Below are 15,760 nucleotides of genomic sequence, written 5' to 3'. Positions count from 1 at the left end.
CCACCCGCTATGACAAAACCCTGCTCTCGTTCGAGAGCTTCCTCAACCTCGCCGCAACGCGCCTATGGCTGAAGTCTTTTGTCAACACGACCTAGGAACCTCCTTCAGCATCGCGGATATCATATGCTACGCTGCCGGCGCCGCGATCGCGATACTGGCCGAGCGCTGGCGCAGCACACGCTGAAGGAGATAGCGAGATGGCGTTCGAAGGCAGTTGCCATTGCGGCGCGGTCACCTACACGGTCGAGGGCGATATTCCCGATACGGCGATGAGCTGCAACTGCTCGCACTGTCGCCGCAAGGGCTTCCTCCTCACCTTCGTGCCCATCGACCAATTTCGTCTCACCAGCGGCAGCGACAAGCTCGCGTCGTACAAGTTCAACAAGCATAATATCGACCATCAATTCTGCGACGAATGCGGGTGCCAGAGCTTTTCGGTGGGCACCGGTCCTTCGGGCGAGAAGATGGCAGCCGTGAATCTCCGCTGCGTGCCCGATGCCGATCTCGACGCGCTGACCATCCAGAAGGTCGACGGTGCGAGTTTCTGATCCCGAATCGCTTGCATTTCCGGGCGAATCCCCGTAAGCGCGCGCCTTCCGATTGTGTCGGCTGGCTGAAAGGGCTGCCAGGCCGATACGCAAACGGACTTCAAAGGAGACCAAAATGCCCAAGCTGAAGACCAAGAGCGGTGTGAAGAAGCGCTTCAAATTCACCGCGTCGGGCAAGGTGAAGCACGGCGTTGCCGGCAAGCGCCACCGCCTGATTTCGCACAATTCGAAATATATCCGCACCAACCGCGGCACCAGCGTGCTCAGCGATTCGGACGTGGCCCATGTGCGCCTCTGGGCGCCCTACGGCCTGAAGTAAGGAGCGCTAAGACATGTCACGCATCAAACGCGGCGTCACCACGCGCGCCAAGCACAAACGCGTATTGGATCAGGCGAAGGGCTATTATGGCCGTCGCAAGAACACGATCCGCATCGCCAAGCAGGCCGTCGAAAAGGCGGGCCAGTACGCTTACCGCGACCGCAAGGTCAAGAAGCGGAGCTTCCGCGCACTGTGGATCCAGCGCATCAACGCCGCGGTCCGCGCCGAGGGTCTCACCTATTCGCAGTTCATGCACGGCGCGAAGCTCGCCGGGATCGAACTCGACCGGAAGGTCATGGCCGATCTCGCGATGAACGAAGGCGGCGTGTTCACCGCGATCATCGCGCAAGCGAAGGCGGCGTTGCCCAAGGCAGCCTGAACCTTACGGGCTTTTCGCTAAAGCAAAAGGGCGGTCCCGATGGGGCCGCCCTTTTTCGTGGATGATGCCGCCCGAAATGAAGAGGCGGCCCGAAGCCGAAGCTCCGCGCCGCCTCGACGATGGCTCCGGAGAAACCATCGCCCCCCTCCCGAACCGAAAAGCCGTGGGTCGCAGAAGCCACCGGTCGGAACGAAGCCCGGAATATCAATCGTCTCTTTCAGGTCCTACCAAATCCCCATCCTTTGGTACCGACGCCTTCGGCGCTCTGCGACCGATCACCGCATCCGTCTATCAGGACCTCGCGGCGCATACGCCCGGCCCGATATTCCCCTCACGACCCGCTCCCCCGAGCGGTCAACGCAACTATGCCGCAGCGAGCGCGTATAAAATTGTAAGAACCCGACACAGAAACGCGCAAAAAGCTGTTTTTCATGCTCTTTGCGCGTTAGATCGAGATGGCATGCCGCAACGCGACGCACCTTCCGATTCTCGGTCCAGCGCCAGCGTCGCCACGCGTTTTTTCCCGGTCTCGGCGGCGCTGCGTCCCTATGTCAGCACCATCTACCTGACCGAGATTTCGGTTCCCCGCGGGGGCCGGGTCGAAGATTATCTGCATCCCGAATGGGCGAATCTGCGATTTGTCGAGGGCGACCCGCCGCTCGCGGCGATCGGCGCCGACGCAGTCCTCGAGGCGCCCCGCTTTATCGCGACCGGACCGACGAGCAAGGCATGCTATTTTTCGGCCCGCAATATGCGCACCTGGGGCATCGGCATCTTGCCAATGGGGTGGGCGAAATTCATCCCGCTTCCGGCCGATGACCTCGCCGACCGCTTTGCCGATGGAAAGACGCACCCGGCGTTCGTCCGGTTTGCCCCGCTCGCCCACGCATTGCGGCGGGCGAACGACATCGACGCCGCGGCCGCGTCGATCAACGACCATCTATCCCGGCTTCTTCCCGACGCACCGCCTGACGACCCGGCGATCCTCGCCGCGCATGTCGCGCTGGTCGACGACGATCTGGCGAGCGTCGCCGGCCTAGCCGACAAATTGTCGATGTCCGAACGGTCGGTCGAACGGCTGAGCCATCGCGCCTTTGGCTTTCCGCCCAAATTATTGTTGCGACGCCAGCGCTTCCTGCGATCGCTCGGCCGCTTCATGCTCGACCCGTCGATGGCGTGGATCGATACGATGGATCATCATTATTACGACCAGGCCCAGTTCACGCGCGACTTCCAGCGCTTCATGGGGATGAGCCCGCGCGATTATGCCGCTCGCCCCAAGCCGATATTGGGCTCAGCCGCCTTTGCCCGCGCGGCGGCGGCTGGCGCCGCGGTTCAGGGCCTGCACAGGCCGGCCGGATAGCCCGGTTTTCCGCCAAGTGGCTTGACCCATGCCGCCTATTCGGTGCAAGCGGCAGGCGACGGACGGGTGGACAGCCGCCATATCCTTACAGAAACGAAAAGCAGGCCGGCAGCGCCAACGCCGCCGGAACAGGACGAACGACGATGAGCGATATCGAAGCCATCCAGACCCAGCTCTTGGGCGACATCGAAGCGGCCACCGACGCCGGTGCGGTCGAAGCGTTGCGCGTCGCCGCGCTCGGCAAGGCGGGCAGCATCACGGGGCTACTCAAAACGCTGGGCGCGATGAGCCCCGAAGAACGGCAGGAGCGGGGTCCCGCGATCCACGCGCTGCGCGAGAGCGTCACCTCCGCGCTCGCCGCGCGCAAGGCGGCGCTCGAAGCGGCGGCGCTCGACGTCAAGCTCGCCGCCGAGGCACTCGACATGACGCTCCCCGCCGCAGCCGCCCCGCACGGCAGCGTCCATCCGGTGAGCCAGGTGATGGACGAGCTCGCCGAAATCTTCGCCGACATGGGGTTTGCTGTCGCCACGGGCCCCGAGATCGAGGACGACTGGCGCAACTTCACCGCGCTCAACATTCCCGAGACGCATCCCGCGCGCGCGATGCACGACACATTCTATTTTCCGGAAAGGTCCGAAGGTGCCGCGCAGCGGATGTTGCTGCGCACACATACGTCGCCGGTGCAGATCCGCACGATGATGGAAAAAGCGCCTCCGATCAGGATTATAGCCCCCGGCCGCGTCTATCGAAGCGACAGCGACGCGACGCACACCCCGATGTTCCACCAGGTCGAAGGTCTCGTCATCGACCGCGACATCCATATGGGACACCTCAAATGGACGCTCGAAACCTTCCTCAAGGCCTATTTCGAGCGCGACGACATCGTGCTCCGCCTGCGCCCTAGCTATTTCCCCTTCACCGAACCCTCGGCCGAGGTCGATGTCGGTTATAAGCAGGAAAAGGGCCGGCGCATCGTCGGCGGCAACGGCGACGACGAAGGCCATGCGTGGATGGAACTGCTCGGCAGCGGAATGGTCAACCGCCGGGTGATCGCCAATTGCGGGCTCGACCCCGACGAATGGCAGGGCTTCGCCTTCGGGGTCGGGGTCGACCGGCTCGCGATGCTCAAATATGGCATGGACGACCTTCGCGCGTTCTTCGACGGCGACCTGCGCTGGCTGTCGCACTACGGGTTCGGCGCGCTGAGTGTCCCGACGCTCAGCGGGGGGATTTCGGCATGAAGATCACGCTCGACTGGCTCCGCGACCATCTCGACGGCGATTTCACCGTCGCCGATGTCGTCGCGACATTGAACCGCATCGGCCACGAGGTCGAAGGCGTCGAGAATCCGGCCGAGAAGCTCGCCGGTTTTCGCGTTGCAAAAGTGCTGACCGCCGAAAAACATCCGCAGGCCGACAAATTGCGGGTGCTGACCGTCGACGCGGGCGATGGTATCGCGCCGCTGACCGTCGTGTGCGGCGCCCCCAATGCGCGCGCGGGCTTGGTCGGGGTGCTCGGGCTGCCCGGCGCAGTCGTGCCCGCCAACGGCATGGAGCTGAAGGTCGCCGCGGTGCGCGGGATCGAATCGAACGGGATGATGTGTTCGACCCGCGAGCTGGAACTCGGCGACGACCATGACGGGATCGTCGAGCTGCCCGCGGATGCGCCCGTCGGCATGCCCTTCGCCGATTATGCCGGCGCGAACGACCCGGTGGTCGATATTTCGATCACCCCGAACCGGCAGGACTGCATGGGCGTGCGCGGGATCGCGCGCGACCTCGCCGCCGCCGGGCTCGGCACGTTGAAACCGCTCGGCGTCCCGACGATCGCCGGGACAAGCGCACCCTCGACCGAAATCCGCACCGACGATGTCGAAGCGTGCCCTGCCTTCTTCGGCCGCACGGTCAGCGGCGTCATCAACGGCACCGCCCCCGAATGGATGCGCCGCCGGTTGGAAGCCGTCGGCCAGCGCTCGATCTCGGCGCTTGTCGACATCAGCAATTATGTGATGTTCGACCTCGGCCGCCCGAGCCACATCTACGACCGCGCCAAGCTTTCGGGCGCGCTCGTGGCGCGGCGTGCAAGGCAGGGCGAAACCGCCACGGCGCTCAACGGCAAGCAATATACGCTCGCCGACACGATGACGGTGATCGCCGACGAGCGCGAGGTCCACGACATCGCGGGCATCATGGGCGGCGAGCATTCGGGATGCAGCGAGACGACGACCGACATCCTGATCGAGATCGCTTACTTCACCCCCGAACGCATCGCGCTGACGGGCCAAGCGCTCGGCTTGTCGAGCGACGCACGCAGCCGCTTCGAGCGCGGGGTCGATCCCGCGTTCCTCGACGATGCGACCGCGATCGTGACGCAGCATATCCTGACCATCTGCGGCGGCACGCCGTCGTCGGTCACCCGCGCGGGCACGCCGCCCGCCGAGGTGAAGACGGTCGATTACGACCCGTCGCTGTCGGCGACGCTCGGCGGTATCGCGATTGCGCCCGAGCGGCAGAAGGATATCCTCGCCTCGCTCGGTTTCGGCGTGATCGAACAGGGTGGCCGCTGGCAGGTATCGGTGCCGAGCTGGCGCCGCGACATCGACGGTGCGCCCGACCTGGTCGAGGAAGTCACGCGCATCACCGGCTTCGATGCGATCGCATCGGTTCCGCTGCCGCGCGCCGATGGCGTCGCGAAGCCGACCGCGACCCCCGAACAGCTGACCGAACGCCGCCTGCGCCGCGCCGCTGCGGCTGCCGGGTTCGACGAAGCCGTCACCTGGTCGTTCATCGGCGAGGCCGAAGCCGCGCCCTTCGGCGGCGGCGCGTGGAGCCTCGCCAACCCGATCAGCGAGGATTTGAAGGTCATGCGCCCGTCGCTGCTGCCGGGCCTGCTCGCCGCGGCGGCGCGCAACCAGAACCGCGGCGCGGAGAGCATTCGCCTGTTCGAGATCGGGCGGCGCTACCTGACGGACGCCGAGCATCCGACGCTGGCGGTGCTGATGGCGGGCGACAGGCACGCGCGCGGCTGGCAGGCGGGCAAGGCCGCGCCTTTCGATGCATTCGATGCGAAAGCGACGGCACTGGCCCTGCTGGGCGAGGCCGGCGCGCCCGCCGACCGTTTGCAGGTGATGGAAGCCGTCACGACGGGCAATATCTGGCACCCCGGCCAGTCGGCGACGCTGCGGCTCGGCCCCAAGGCGGTGCTCGCCGAATTCGGCGCACTCCACCCCGCGCTGACCCGCGCCTTCGACGTCGATGGACCGGTGATGGCAGTGCAGATCTTCCTCGACGCGATCCCCGCAAAGCGCGCGAGCGGTCCGGCGCGCGCGGCGTTCGCGCCGCCCGCGCTGCAATCGGTCCGCCGCGACTTCGCGTTTTTGGCCCCGACCAGCCTGACCGCCGCCGAACTGGTGCGCGCGATCCGCGGCGCCGACAAGGCGAGCATCGTCGACGCCCGCCTGTTCGACCGCTTCGCCGGGCAAGGTGTTCCCGAAGGTCAGGTGAGCCTGGCGGTCGAGGTCGAATTGCAACCGGTGGACAAGAGCTTCACCGACGCCGAACTGAAGGCGATCGCCGACAAGGTGGTCGCGGCGGCGGCGAAGGTTGGGGCGGTGCTGCGCGGATAATCGGTCGAAATTCCGTTTTCGGTCGACCATCGGCATCTTGCCGGCTTGCCCCCCGCCTGTATCGCGACGGGCAGCCTCGACCTCTTCTTCGACGAAAATCTCGACTATGCGCGGCGGCTCGTTGCGGCCGGCGTGCCCGTCGACCTGCACAGCTATGCCGGCGCGATCCATGCGTTCAACGCAATTCCCGACGCCGCGCTGTCGCAGCGTTTCAACGGCGGGCTGCTGGCGGCGGCGGCGGCGATGACGGGGCCGACAGGCTTTTAGCGGGCGTGGCGGCGGTGCTCCCGTTTGGAGCCTGTCGATCATATGCTTTCGACCGGTAGTTGTCATAAGATCCTCCCTCTGCCGCCGGCATGGGAAGGTGGCAGCGCGAAGCGCTGACGGAGGGGCTATGACGCGAGGCTGCGGCCCCTCCACCACGCCCTGCGGCGCGGTCCCCCTTCCCACCGCTACGCGACAGGGAGGATTTTTAGCGACAGCTCCCTACCCCAAAGCGGGGATACTATCGCGCCTTTCTGCCCGCGATATGGTCCTGAAGAAATGACGCCCTATATCTCCCCCGAAGGCGGAGGAGCACGATGGCGGGGCAAGGCCAATATCAGCTTTTCGAAACCGCCGCGGGGGTCGCGGCGATCGGGTGGGCGCAGGCGCGCGTCACCGCGTTGCGGCTGCCCGCACCGAGGGCGTCCGAAACCCTGCGCTCCATCCTGCACCGCTTGCCCGATGCGGTCCGTGCCGAGCCGCCCGCCGCGATCGCGTCGGTCATCGACGCGGCAATCCGCTATTTTGCCGGCGAGCGCATCGAATTTTTCGCGGTGGCGGTCGATCGGGGCGAACAGCCGCCTTTTTTCGCGCGCGTCTATGACCATGTGCGCACGCTCGGCTGGGGCGAGACGACAAGCTATGGCGCGGTCGCACACGCGCTGGGCGCCGGTCCCGAACAGGCCCGCGCGGTCGGGCAGGCGATGGCAAGCAATCCGGTGCCGCTGATCATCCCCTGTCATCGCGTGCTGGCGGCAGGCGGCGCGATCGGCGGCTTTTCGGCGCCGGGCGGCGCGCTGTCGAAGGCGCGGATGCTCGAACTCGAAGGCGTGCCGCTTGCGCCGGTGCAGCAAGGATTCGGCTTTTAGCGCCTAAGCCGCGACCGCTTCCTCGCTCTGGCTCGTCGCCGCCTCCAGCAGCCGTTTTTCCAGCGACTTCACGCGCGCAGCGCTGTCGATTTTGTCGCCGATCAGGTCGGTGACATAAAAGGTATCGACCGCGCGTTCGCCATAGGTGGCGACATGGGCGCTGTGGACGGTGACCTTCGACTGGAAGAGCGCGTAAGCGAGCTGGTTCAGGAGCGCGGGGCGGTCCTGCGCGTTGACTTCGATCACGGTGAAGCGGTTCGACGCCTTATTGTCGACGAAGACATTGGGAGCGACGCGAAACGCCTCAGCCCTTGTGCGCGGGAGCGCGCGGGCTTCGAGTTTGGGGAGCAGTTTCTGGCGGTTGGCGAGCGCATCCTCGATCGCGCGGGTCAGCCGGGCGATCTGCCCCGTTTCGGCAAAAGGCCGGCCGATGGGGTCCTGGACGAGGAAATTGTCGAGCGCGAGGCCGTCGCGCGTCGTGTGGATGCGCGCGTCGATGATGTTGCCGCCGGCAAGGTGGATGCCCCCCGCGATACGATAGAAAAGGCCCGGATGGTCGGCGGCGAGCACCATCACCAAGGTCGCGCCGCGATCGTCGTCGGGAACCGCCGCGATGTGCAGCGGCGCGTCGCCCGCCTGGCGGATATGGACGAGGTTCGCGGCGATGACCTCGACCGGTTCGGCGATCCAGTAACTTTCGGGCAGGCGCTTGGCGACCTTGTCGAAGGTCTTGCGGTCGAAACCGAATTGCGCGGCGACTGCTTCCTTCTTGCTTGCGATGCGCTGTTCGCGCCCGCGCTGCTTGTGGCCGAGGCGCAGCACTTCCTCCGCCGCGTCGTAGAGTTCGGTCAGCAATTGCCGTTTCCAGCTGTTCCACACGCCCGGGCCGACCGCACGAATGTCGACGACGGTGAGGACGAGCAGCAGGCGAAGCCGCTCGGGGCTCTGCACGATTTGCGCGAAATCGAGGATCGTCTTGAAATCGGCGAGGTCGCGTTTGAACGCGGTCGCCGACATCAGCAGGTGATAGCGCACGAGCCACGAGACGGTCTCGGTCTCCGCCTCGCTCAGCCCGAGCCGCGGGCAGACGCGCAGCGCCAGTTCGGCGCCGAGTACGCTGTGATCGCCGCCGCGCCCCTTGGCGATATCGTGCAGCAGCACCGCGACGTAGACGACGCGGCGCGAATGGATCTGGTCCATGATCGCGGTCGAGAGCGGATGATCCTCCGAGAGCCGCCCCTGTTCGATATTGGCGAGCAGCCCGATCGCGCGGATCGTATGTTCGTCGACGGTGTAATGATGATACATGTCGAACTGCATCTGCGCGACGACGCGGCCGAAATCGGGGACGAAACGGCCGAACACGCCCGCTTCGTTCATCCAGCGCAACACCGTTTCGGGATCGCGGGGGCTGGTAAGCACGTCGAGGAACAGCGCGTTGGCGCGCGCATCGCGGCGCACGCCCTGCGTCTCGATCAGCTTGGCGTCGTGACGCGCCTGACGCATCGCCTGCGGATGGATTTCGAGGCCATGCTTGTCCGCGAGCGCGAAAATCTCGACCAGCCGGACCGGATCGGCCTCGAAAAAATCGTCCGACGGCAGCGCGAGCCGGCCGCGATCGAGCACAAAGCCATGGAGCTTGCCGGGACGGCGGCGCAGCGTCGGGAGGAAGCGCCGCCCGCGCGCCGCCATCTGGTCGTCGAGATGCGCGAGAAAGGTGCCGGTGACGTCGCCGACGCTTTTCGCGTGGAGGAAATAGAGCTGCATGAAGCGTTCGACCGCGCTTTTGCCCGGCCGGTCGGCGAACTTCATGCGGCTCGCAATCTCGCGCTGGAAATCGAACGTCAGCCGATCCTCGGCGCGCCCCGCGAGGACGTGGAGGTGACAGCGCACGGCGAGCAGAAAATTTTCGGCACGCTCGAACTGGCGCAGCTCGCGCGCCGACATCAGCCCCGCGTCGACGAGTTCGGGAACGGTGCGGACGCGGTGGATGAACTTGCCGATCCAGAACAGGGTGTGGAGGTCACGCAGCCCGCCCTTCCCTTCCTTCACATTGGGTTCGACGACATAGCGCGAATCGCCCATTCGCTTGTGCCGCTCGTCGCGCTCGGCGAGTTTTTCGGCGACGAAGGCGCGCGCGTTGCCCGCGACGACTTCGGCATCGAAGCGCGCCGACGCCTGGTCGTAAAGGTCGCGGTCGCCCCAGATGAAGCGCCCTTCGAGCAAGGCGGTGCGGATCGTGATATCCTCTTTCGCCGCGCGTACCATTTCGTCCACGGATCGCGACGAATGGCCGACCTTCAGCCCGAGGTCCCAGAGCGTATAAAGCTGTGCCTCGATCACCTGCTCGGTCCAGCTCGTCTGCTTGAACGGGGTCAGAAAGCCGATGTCGATGTCGCTGTGCGGCGCCATTTCGCCGCGGCCATAGCCGCCGACCGCGATCAGCGTGATCCGCTCGCCCGCCGAGCGGTTGGCCGAGGGGTAGAGCTGGCCGGTGGTGAAATCATGGCTGAGACGGACGATCTGGTCGATCAGGAAGGCCGTCGCGTTCGCCACGACGCGGCCCGAGGACGGATGGTCGATCAGCCGCCGCTCGATCTCGGCGCGGCCCTGGTCGAGCGCGTCCTTGAGCAGCGCGACCATCGCGCGGCGGCGCGTCCCTGCGTCGCTGCTTTCGGCCGCGATCGTGTCGAGCCGGTCGGCGAGCATCCGGCGATCGATGATCGCGCGCCGATTGGCAAGATTGTCGAACAGGCCGCTCATCGCTCGTCGGCCATCAGGCGCTTGAGCGCGTAGAGCGCATCGAGCGCCTCGCGCGGAGCAAGCGCGTCGGGATCGATCTCGGCAAGCGCGTCGCGCAGCGCATCCTTCGCCGCCGGGGACACCTCGGCGAGCGTCGCGGCGAACAGCGGCAGATCATCGAGCCCCGCGGCGAGGCCGCCGGTCTTCTCGCGCCCCGCCTCAAGCTTTGCGAGGACCGCTTCGGCGCGTTTGACCACGCCCGGCGGGACACCCGCGAGGCGCGCGACGGCAAGGCCGTAGCTGCGATCCGCGGGGCCTTCGGCGAGCTCGTGAAGCAGGATCAGGTCGCCCCGCCATTCGCGCGCGCGGACGTGGTGGAGCGAGAGCGCATCCAGCGTTTCGGCAAGCCGCGTGAGTTCGTGATAATGCGTCGCGAAAAGGCAGCGGCAGCGGTTGACCTCGTGCACCGCCTCAACCACCGACCAGGCGAGCGCGAGCCCGTCGTAGGTCGAGGTGCCGCGCCCGACCTCGTCCAATATGACGAAGCTTTGCGGCGTCGCCTGCGCGAGGATCGCCGCGGTTTCGACCATTTCGACCATGAAGGTCGAGCGCCCGCGCGCGAGATTATCGCTCGCCCCGACGCGGCTGAACAGCCGATCGACGAGCCCGAGCTTCGCCGACGCGGCGGGGACGAAGCCGCCCGCCTGTGCGAGCACGACGATCAGCGCATTCTGGCGCAGGAATGTCGACTTGCCGCCCATGTTCGGGCCGGTAACGAGCCAGAGCCGGTCGGCCTCCGACAACGAGACATCGTTGGGCACGAAGCGCTCACCCGATTTCGCCAGCGCCGCCTCGACCACCGGATGCCGCCCGCCGGTTACGTCGAGGCATGGCGTGTCGGCAAGATCGGGGCGGCACCAATTGTGGCTCATCGCGTGGTCGGCGAGCGCGGCAGCGACGTCGATCCGCGCGAGCACGTCGCACGACGCGGCGATCGCTTCACGGCGGGCGATCGCGGCGTCGGTGAGCGCCTCGAGGTGCGCGGCCTCGGCAGCGACTGCATGGACGCCCGCCTGCGTGACGCGGCTTGCGGCTTCGTGCAGGTCCGACGAGTTGAAACGCACGACGCCGGCGAGCGTCTGGCGGTGGGTGAAGCCCGATTCGGGCGCCATCAGCGCGTCGGCATGCTTCGCCGGCACCTCGACATGATAGCCAAGCACGCCATTGTGACGGATTTTGAGCGAGGCGATGCCGGTGCGGTCGCGATACCCCGCCTCGAGCGACGCGATCGCCTTGCGCCCATCGCGCGCGGTTTCGCGCAGCGCATCGAGCGCATGGTCGTAGCCTTCGGCGACATAGCCGCCCTGCGCGGCGTCGACCGGCGGGGTTTCGATCAGCGCGCGGCTGAGTTCGTCGACGAGGGCGCCATGGCCGTCGAGATCCGGAAGCAGCCGCGCGAGCAGGGGCGGCAGATCAGGCCGGCGCGCGAGCCGTTCGCGCAGCAGGCGTGCGCCGCCGAGCGCGTCGCGCAGCTGCGCCAGATCGCGCGGCCCGCCGCGCCCCGCGACGAGGCGGCCCAATGCGCGCCCGGCGTCGGGCAGCGCGCGCAGCCCCGCGCGCAGTTCGCCGCGCCACAAGGCATCGCGCGCGAGCGCGTCGACGAGGTCGAGCCGGTCGAGGATCGCGCTCTTTTCGGTCAGCGGGCTCGCGATATCGTCGGCCAGCAAGCGTGCGCCCGCCGCAGTGACGGTGCGGTCGATCGTGCCGAGCAGGCTGCCCTCGCGCGCCCCCGCCATCGTACGGACGAGCTCGAGACTCTCGCGCGTCGCGGCGTCGATCGCCATCCGCGCCGAGGCGAGATGCCGAACCGGCGGCTGGAGAAAGGTCGGCCCGCCGGTGCCGACATGGTCGAGATAGGCAACGAGCGCGCCCATCGCGGCGAGCTCGCCGCGCGAAAACTGACCGAAGCCGTCGAGCGTCCGGACCCCGTAAAAGCTTTCGAGCCGCTTTTGCGCTCCCGTGCTGGCAAAATCCGACGGAGGCCGGCGCACGACCTGTCGCGCCGACGATATGGGAAGGTCTTCGGCGCTTTCGCTCAACAACAGCTCCGACGGCGCGAGCCGTGCGAGTTCGGCATCAACCGATTGCGCCGGCACCGCCACGACTTCGAAACGCCCGGTCGAGATATCGGCAGCGGCGATCGCGACCTCGCTCCCGACCTGCGCGAGCGCCGCGAGGCGGTTTGCGCTGCGCCCCTCGAGCAGATTTTCCTCGGTCAGTGTGCCCGCGGTGACAAAGCGCACGATGTCACGCGCGACAAGCGCCTTCGACCCTCCGCGCGCCTTGGCTTCGGCGGGCGTTTCGACCTGCTCGGCGATTGCGACGCGATGCCCCGCCTTGATGAGCCGCGCGAGATAGGATTCGGCCGAATGAACGGGAACCCCGCACATCGGCACCGGCGCGCCGTCATGTTCGCCGCGCGAGGTCAGCGCGATATCGAGCGTCGACGCCGCCGCCTTCGCATCGTCGAAGAAGAGCTCGAAGAAATCGCCCATGCGGTAGAAGAGCAGGCAGTCGCCCGCCTTGTCCTTCAGCGACCAATATTGCGCCATCATCGGCGTCGCGCCGGACGCGGCGGCGTTGCTGTTCGCGGGACGGGGAGCGGTGGCGGCCATCGCCCCCTGCTTAGTGATTGGGGGCGGCATGGCAAGGTCAGAGGGGGAGGGTGGGCGGAATGGCCGGTGTGAAGTGGGGAGCGGACGCTCAGGCTATCGGCTGAATGCTACAATTTCGCTGAGCGCGAAGGGCGGCGGCGATGCTGCCTCATACCAGTCGGCGCAAAACTGCGGAAGTTTCTGCAAGTGACGCAGCAGCAAATCCCATCCAGCGACCTCTTCGTGAAACGACCAAATCGCGTCACGGGCAATGATGTCGCAGCAGATTAGATCCGTCGTCACTTCATCGCGCTTATAGAAGGTCACCCTGTCAATATCCAAGAGAGGTAGCCGGGTGAGCAGTTGATCATTGATACGGGACATCGACCTATCCTGCCGCGTCTTTCCAATACGTCCGCAATTGGTTGCTTCCGACGTTGCGAGTTACGATCCTCCCTGTCGCGAAGCGATGGGGAGGTGGCAGCGCGAAGCGCTGACGGAGGGGCATTTACGTCGACGTCGCCACCCCTCCACCACGGCTTCGCGGCGGCGCCCCCCATGGCTCCGCCACAGGGAGGATAATATCGCTTCCAGACCTTCGTCATGCCCATCGCCACCCACACCCAACATTGGCGGTTACATTTTCGCGAGGCCGCGTTAGGGGAAAACCTCGGGCGCGCATCTTGTTACTTTATCGAGAGGACGACAAATGGACAGTGGCAGCAAGGTGCAGTTTTCGGATCGCGAGGCCCTGCTTTACCACGAATATGGCCGGCCGGGGAAAATCGAGATCGTCGCGTCGAAACCGATGGCGACGCAGCGCGACCTCAGCCTCGCCTATTCGCCCGGCGTCGCGGTGCCGGTGAATGCCATCGCCGAGGACCCCGCCAAGGCCTATGACTATACGGTCAAGGGCAATCTGGTTGCCGTCATTTCGAACGGAACCGCTATCCTCGGCCTCGGCAACCTTGGTGCGCTGGCATCGAAGCCGGTGATGGAAGGCAAGGCGGTGCTGTTCAAGCGCTTCGCCGACGTCGATTCGATCGACCTCGAGGTCGATACCGAAGATCCGCAGCGCTTCATCGAGGCGGTCGAACTGCTCGCGCCGAGCTTTGGCGGCATCAACCTCGAAGACATCGCCGCGCCCAACTGCTTCATTATCGAGGCGGCGCTGAAAGAGCGCATGAACATCCCCGTGTTCCACGACGACCAGCATGGCACCGCGATCATCACCGCGGCGGGGCTGATCAACGCCTGTTACCTGACCGGGCGCGACCTGGCGACGGTGAAGGTCGTCGTCAACGGCGCGGGCGCCGCGGCAATCGCGTGCACCGCGCTGATCAAGGCGATGGGCGTCCGGCACGAAAATGTCATCATGTGCGACCGCAAGGGCACCATCTATCAGGGCCGCACCGACGGCATGGACCAGTGGAAATCGGCGCACGCCGTGCCGACCGAAGCGCGCGACCTGACCGAAGCGCTGGTCGGCGCCGACGTGTTCCTGGGGCTGTCAGCTGCGGGTGCACTGAAGCCCGAAATGGTCAAGGACATGGCGCCGGCGCCGATCATCTTCGCGATGGCGAATCCCGATCCCGAAATCTCGCCGCCCGATGCGCGCGCCGCACGGCCCGACGCGATCATCGCGACGGGGCGATCGGATTACCCCAACCAGGTCAACAACGTCCTCTGCTTCCCCTTCATCTTCCGCGGCGCGCTCGACGTCCATGCGACCGCGATCAACGAGGAGATGAAGATTGCCGCAGCCTATGCGATCGCCGACCTTGCGCGCCAGCAGGTGCCCGAGGAGGTCGCCGCGGCCTATGGCGGGCGCGCGTCGAGCTTTGGCCCCGAATATATTATCCCCTCGCCCTTCGACCCGCGGCTGATGGAAATCGTGCCCGCCGCGGTTGCCAAGGCGGCGATGGACACGGGCGTTGCGCAAAAGCCGATCGCCGACCTAGACGAATATCGCACGCGGCTGCGCGCCCGCCTCAATCCGACGACATCGGTGCTCACGCTTGCCTATGAAGCCGCGCGGAACAACCCCAAGCGCGTCGTTTTCGCCGAGGGCGAAGAGGAAGTAGTGCTGCGCGCCGCGATCCAGTTCCGCGACGGCGGATACGGGATCCCGGTGCTCGTCGGCCGCGAAGGGCTGCACGACAAGCTGCGCGCGATGGGCGTCGCCGACGCCGAAAGCTTCGAGGTTCACAACAGCGTCAATTCGCCGCATGTGCCGCAGATGGTCGATATGCTGTACGAACGGCTGCAGCGGCGCGGATATCTTCGCCGCGACGTCGAGCGGATGGTCAATCGCGATCGCAACATCTTTGGTTCGCTGCTGCTCAAAATGGGGCTCGGCGATGCGATGATCACCGGCACGACCCGCACCTATTCGCAATCGATGCGCGAAATCCGCCGGGTGATCGACCATGCCGAGGGCAAGACGCCGTTCGGCATCCATATCCTTGTCGACCAGCATCATACCATCTTCATGGCCGACACGACGGTCAACGAGCGGCCGACCGCACAACAGCTCGCCGACATCGCCGAACGCACGGCGCAGGTCGCGCGGCGCATGGGGCATGAGCCGCGCGTCGCCTTTCTGTCCTATTCGACCTTCGGCAACCCCGAGGGAAGCTGGCTCGAAAGCATTCGTGAAGCGGTGTCGATCCTCGATCGGCGCCAGCCTGCTTTCGAATATGAAGGCGAAATGGCGCCCGACGTCGCGCTGAACGAGAAGGTGATGAAGAATTATCCCTTCTGCCGCCTGTCGGGTCCGGCCAATGTCCTGATCATGCCGGGGCTGCAATCGGCGAACCTGTCGGCGAAGCTGCTGCGCGAACTGGGGGGCGGCGCGGTGATCGGGCCGATGCTGGTCGGCATGGAAAATCCGGTCCAGGTCGCGACGATGGCGTCGACCGCGTCGGACCTCGTCACGCTTGCCGTGCTCGCGGCGGGCGGGATCGCGCAATAATGGATATCGGGCCCGCTCCTTCT

Annotated in this window: 12 protein-coding genes; 9 read left to right on the top strand and 3 right to left on the bottom strand. The window is 66.1% G+C overall.

Annotated features, from left to right (window positions below; genetic code table 11):
- Nucleotides 1–197 precede the first annotated feature (197 nt).
- From HDC35_RS10775 to HDC35_RS10740, 8 genes are all read left to right on the top strand, one after another.
- Nucleotides 198–548, top strand: coding sequence for a GFA family protein (locus HDC35_RS10775; protein ID WP_184646450.1), 351 nt, complete (start codon nt 198–200; stop codon nt 546–548).
- A 115-nt stretch (nt 549–663) separates the two neighbouring features.
- Complete coding sequence (rpmI, locus tag HDC35_RS10770) at nt 664–867, top strand: 50S ribosomal protein L35 (RefSeq protein WP_106000796.1); 204 nt, start codon at nt 664–666, stop codon at nt 865–867.
- 13 nt (nt 868–880) lie between these two features.
- Nucleotides 881–1,246: a 50S ribosomal protein L20 gene (rplT, locus tag HDC35_RS10765; protein WP_184646448.1), complete on the top strand. Its 366-nt coding sequence runs from the start codon at nt 881–883 to the stop codon at nt 1,244–1,246.
- Between the two features lie 460 nt (nt 1,247–1,706).
- The gene (locus HDC35_RS10760; RefSeq protein WP_184646446.1) at nt 1,707–2,609 is read left to right on the top strand and encodes an AraC family transcriptional regulator; all 903 of its coding nucleotides are present in this window, start codon (nt 1,707–1,709) and stop codon (nt 2,607–2,609) included.
- Between the two features lie 143 nt (nt 2,610–2,752).
- Nucleotides 2,753–3,850: a phenylalanine--tRNA ligase subunit alpha gene (gene pheS / locus HDC35_RS10755; RefSeq protein WP_184646444.1), complete on the top strand. Its 1,098-nt coding sequence runs from the start codon at nt 2,753–2,755 to the stop codon at nt 3,848–3,850.
- Complete coding sequence (gene pheT / locus HDC35_RS10750; RefSeq protein ID WP_184646442.1) at nt 3,847–6,234, top strand: phenylalanine--tRNA ligase subunit beta; 2,388 nt, start codon at nt 3,847–3,849, stop codon at nt 6,232–6,234. The genes pheS and pheT overlap by 4 nt, the downstream gene beginning before the upstream one ends.
- Before the next feature lie 45 nt (nt 6,235–6,279).
- A complete protein-coding gene (locus HDC35_RS10745; protein ID WP_409437945.1) occupies nt 6,280–6,501 on the top strand; it encodes an alpha/beta hydrolase in 222 nt (73 codons plus the stop codon).
- A gap of 314 nt (nt 6,502–6,815) precedes the next feature.
- Nucleotides 6,816–7,367 carry a methylated-DNA--[protein]-cysteine S-methyltransferase gene (locus tag HDC35_RS10740; RefSeq protein ID WP_184646440.1) on the top strand — a complete coding sequence of 184 codons (552 nt, stop codon included), beginning with the start codon at nt 6,816–6,818 and terminating at the stop codon, nt 7,365–7,367.
- Between the two features lie 3 nt (nt 7,368–7,370).
- Here the strand turns inward: HDC35_RS10740 and HDC35_RS10735 are convergent, their stop codons facing one another.
- The 3 genes from HDC35_RS10735 to HDC35_RS10725 form a co-directional block, all read right to left on the bottom strand.
- Nucleotides 7,371–10,130 carry a [protein-PII] uridylyltransferase gene (locus HDC35_RS10735; protein ID WP_184646438.1) on the bottom strand — a complete coding sequence of 920 codons (2,760 nt, stop codon included), beginning with the start codon at nt 10,128–10,130 and terminating at the stop codon, nt 7,371–7,373.
- Nucleotides 10,127–12,784: a DNA mismatch repair protein MutS gene (gene mutS / locus HDC35_RS10730; protein ID WP_260397651.1), complete on the bottom strand. Its 2,658-nt coding sequence runs from the start codon at nt 12,782–12,784 to the stop codon at nt 10,127–10,129. The genes HDC35_RS10735 and mutS overlap by 4 nt, the downstream gene beginning before the upstream one ends.
- A 93-nt stretch (nt 12,785–12,877) precedes the next feature.
- A complete protein-coding gene (locus HDC35_RS10725; RefSeq protein ID WP_184646435.1) occupies nt 12,878–13,147 on the bottom strand; it encodes a hypothetical protein in 270 nt (89 codons plus the stop codon).
- Nucleotides 13,148–13,472: 325 nt separating this feature from the next.
- Here HDC35_RS10725 and HDC35_RS10720 point away from each other — a divergent pair, with 325 nt between their 5' ends.
- On the top strand, nt 13,473–15,737 hold the full coding sequence (locus HDC35_RS10720) for an NADP-dependent malic enzyme (protein WP_184646433.1): 2,265 nt from the start codon (nt 13,473–13,475) through the stop codon (nt 15,735–15,737).
- Nucleotides 15,738–15,760: the final 23 nt, after the last annotated feature.

The organism is Sphingopyxis sp. JAI128 (assembly GCF_014207235.1).
Classification (GTDB): Bacteria; Pseudomonadota; Alphaproteobacteria; order Sphingomonadales; family Sphingomonadaceae; genus Sphingopyxis.
This window is presented reverse-complemented; position numbering and strand designations above follow the sequence as displayed.

Bases quoted from the DNA above. Each gene is read 5' to 3' on its own strand.
- HDC35_RS10735 (WP_184646438.1), bottom strand. From the start codon at position 10,130: ATGAGCGGCCTGTTCGACAATCTTGCCAATCGGCGCGCGATCATCGAT.
- mutS (WP_260397651.1), bottom strand. From the start codon at position 12,784: ATGGCCGCCACCGCTCCCCGTCCCGCGAACAGCAACGCCGCCGCGTCC.
- pheT (WP_184646442.1), top strand. From the start codon at position 3,847: ATGAAGATCACGCTCGACTGGCTCCGCGACCATCTCGACGGCGATTTC.
- pheS (WP_184646444.1), top strand. From the start codon at position 2,753: ATGAGCGATATCGAAGCCATCCAGACCCAGCTCTTGGGCGACATCGAA.
- HDC35_RS10760 (WP_184646446.1), top strand. From the start codon at position 1,707: ATGCCGCAACGCGACGCACCTTCCGATTCTCGGTCCAGCGCCAGCGTC.
- HDC35_RS10775 (WP_184646450.1), top strand. From the start codon at position 198: ATGGCGTTCGAAGGCAGTTGCCATTGCGGCGCGGTCACCTACACGGTC.
- rplT (WP_184646448.1), top strand. From the start codon at position 881: ATGTCACGCATCAAACGCGGCGTCACCACGCGCGCCAAGCACAAACGC.
- HDC35_RS10720 (WP_184646433.1), top strand. From the start codon at position 13,473: ATGGACAGTGGCAGCAAGGTGCAGTTTTCGGATCGCGAGGCCCTGCTT.
- rpmI (WP_106000796.1), top strand. From the start codon at position 664: ATGCCCAAGCTGAAGACCAAGAGCGGTGTGAAGAAGCGCTTCAAATTC.
- HDC35_RS10740 (WP_184646440.1), top strand. From the start codon at position 6,816: ATGGCGGGGCAAGGCCAATATCAGCTTTTCGAAACCGCCGCGGGGGTC.
- HDC35_RS10725 (WP_184646435.1), bottom strand. From the start codon at position 13,147: ATGTCCCGTATCAATGATCAACTGCTCACCCGGCTACCTCTCTTGGAT.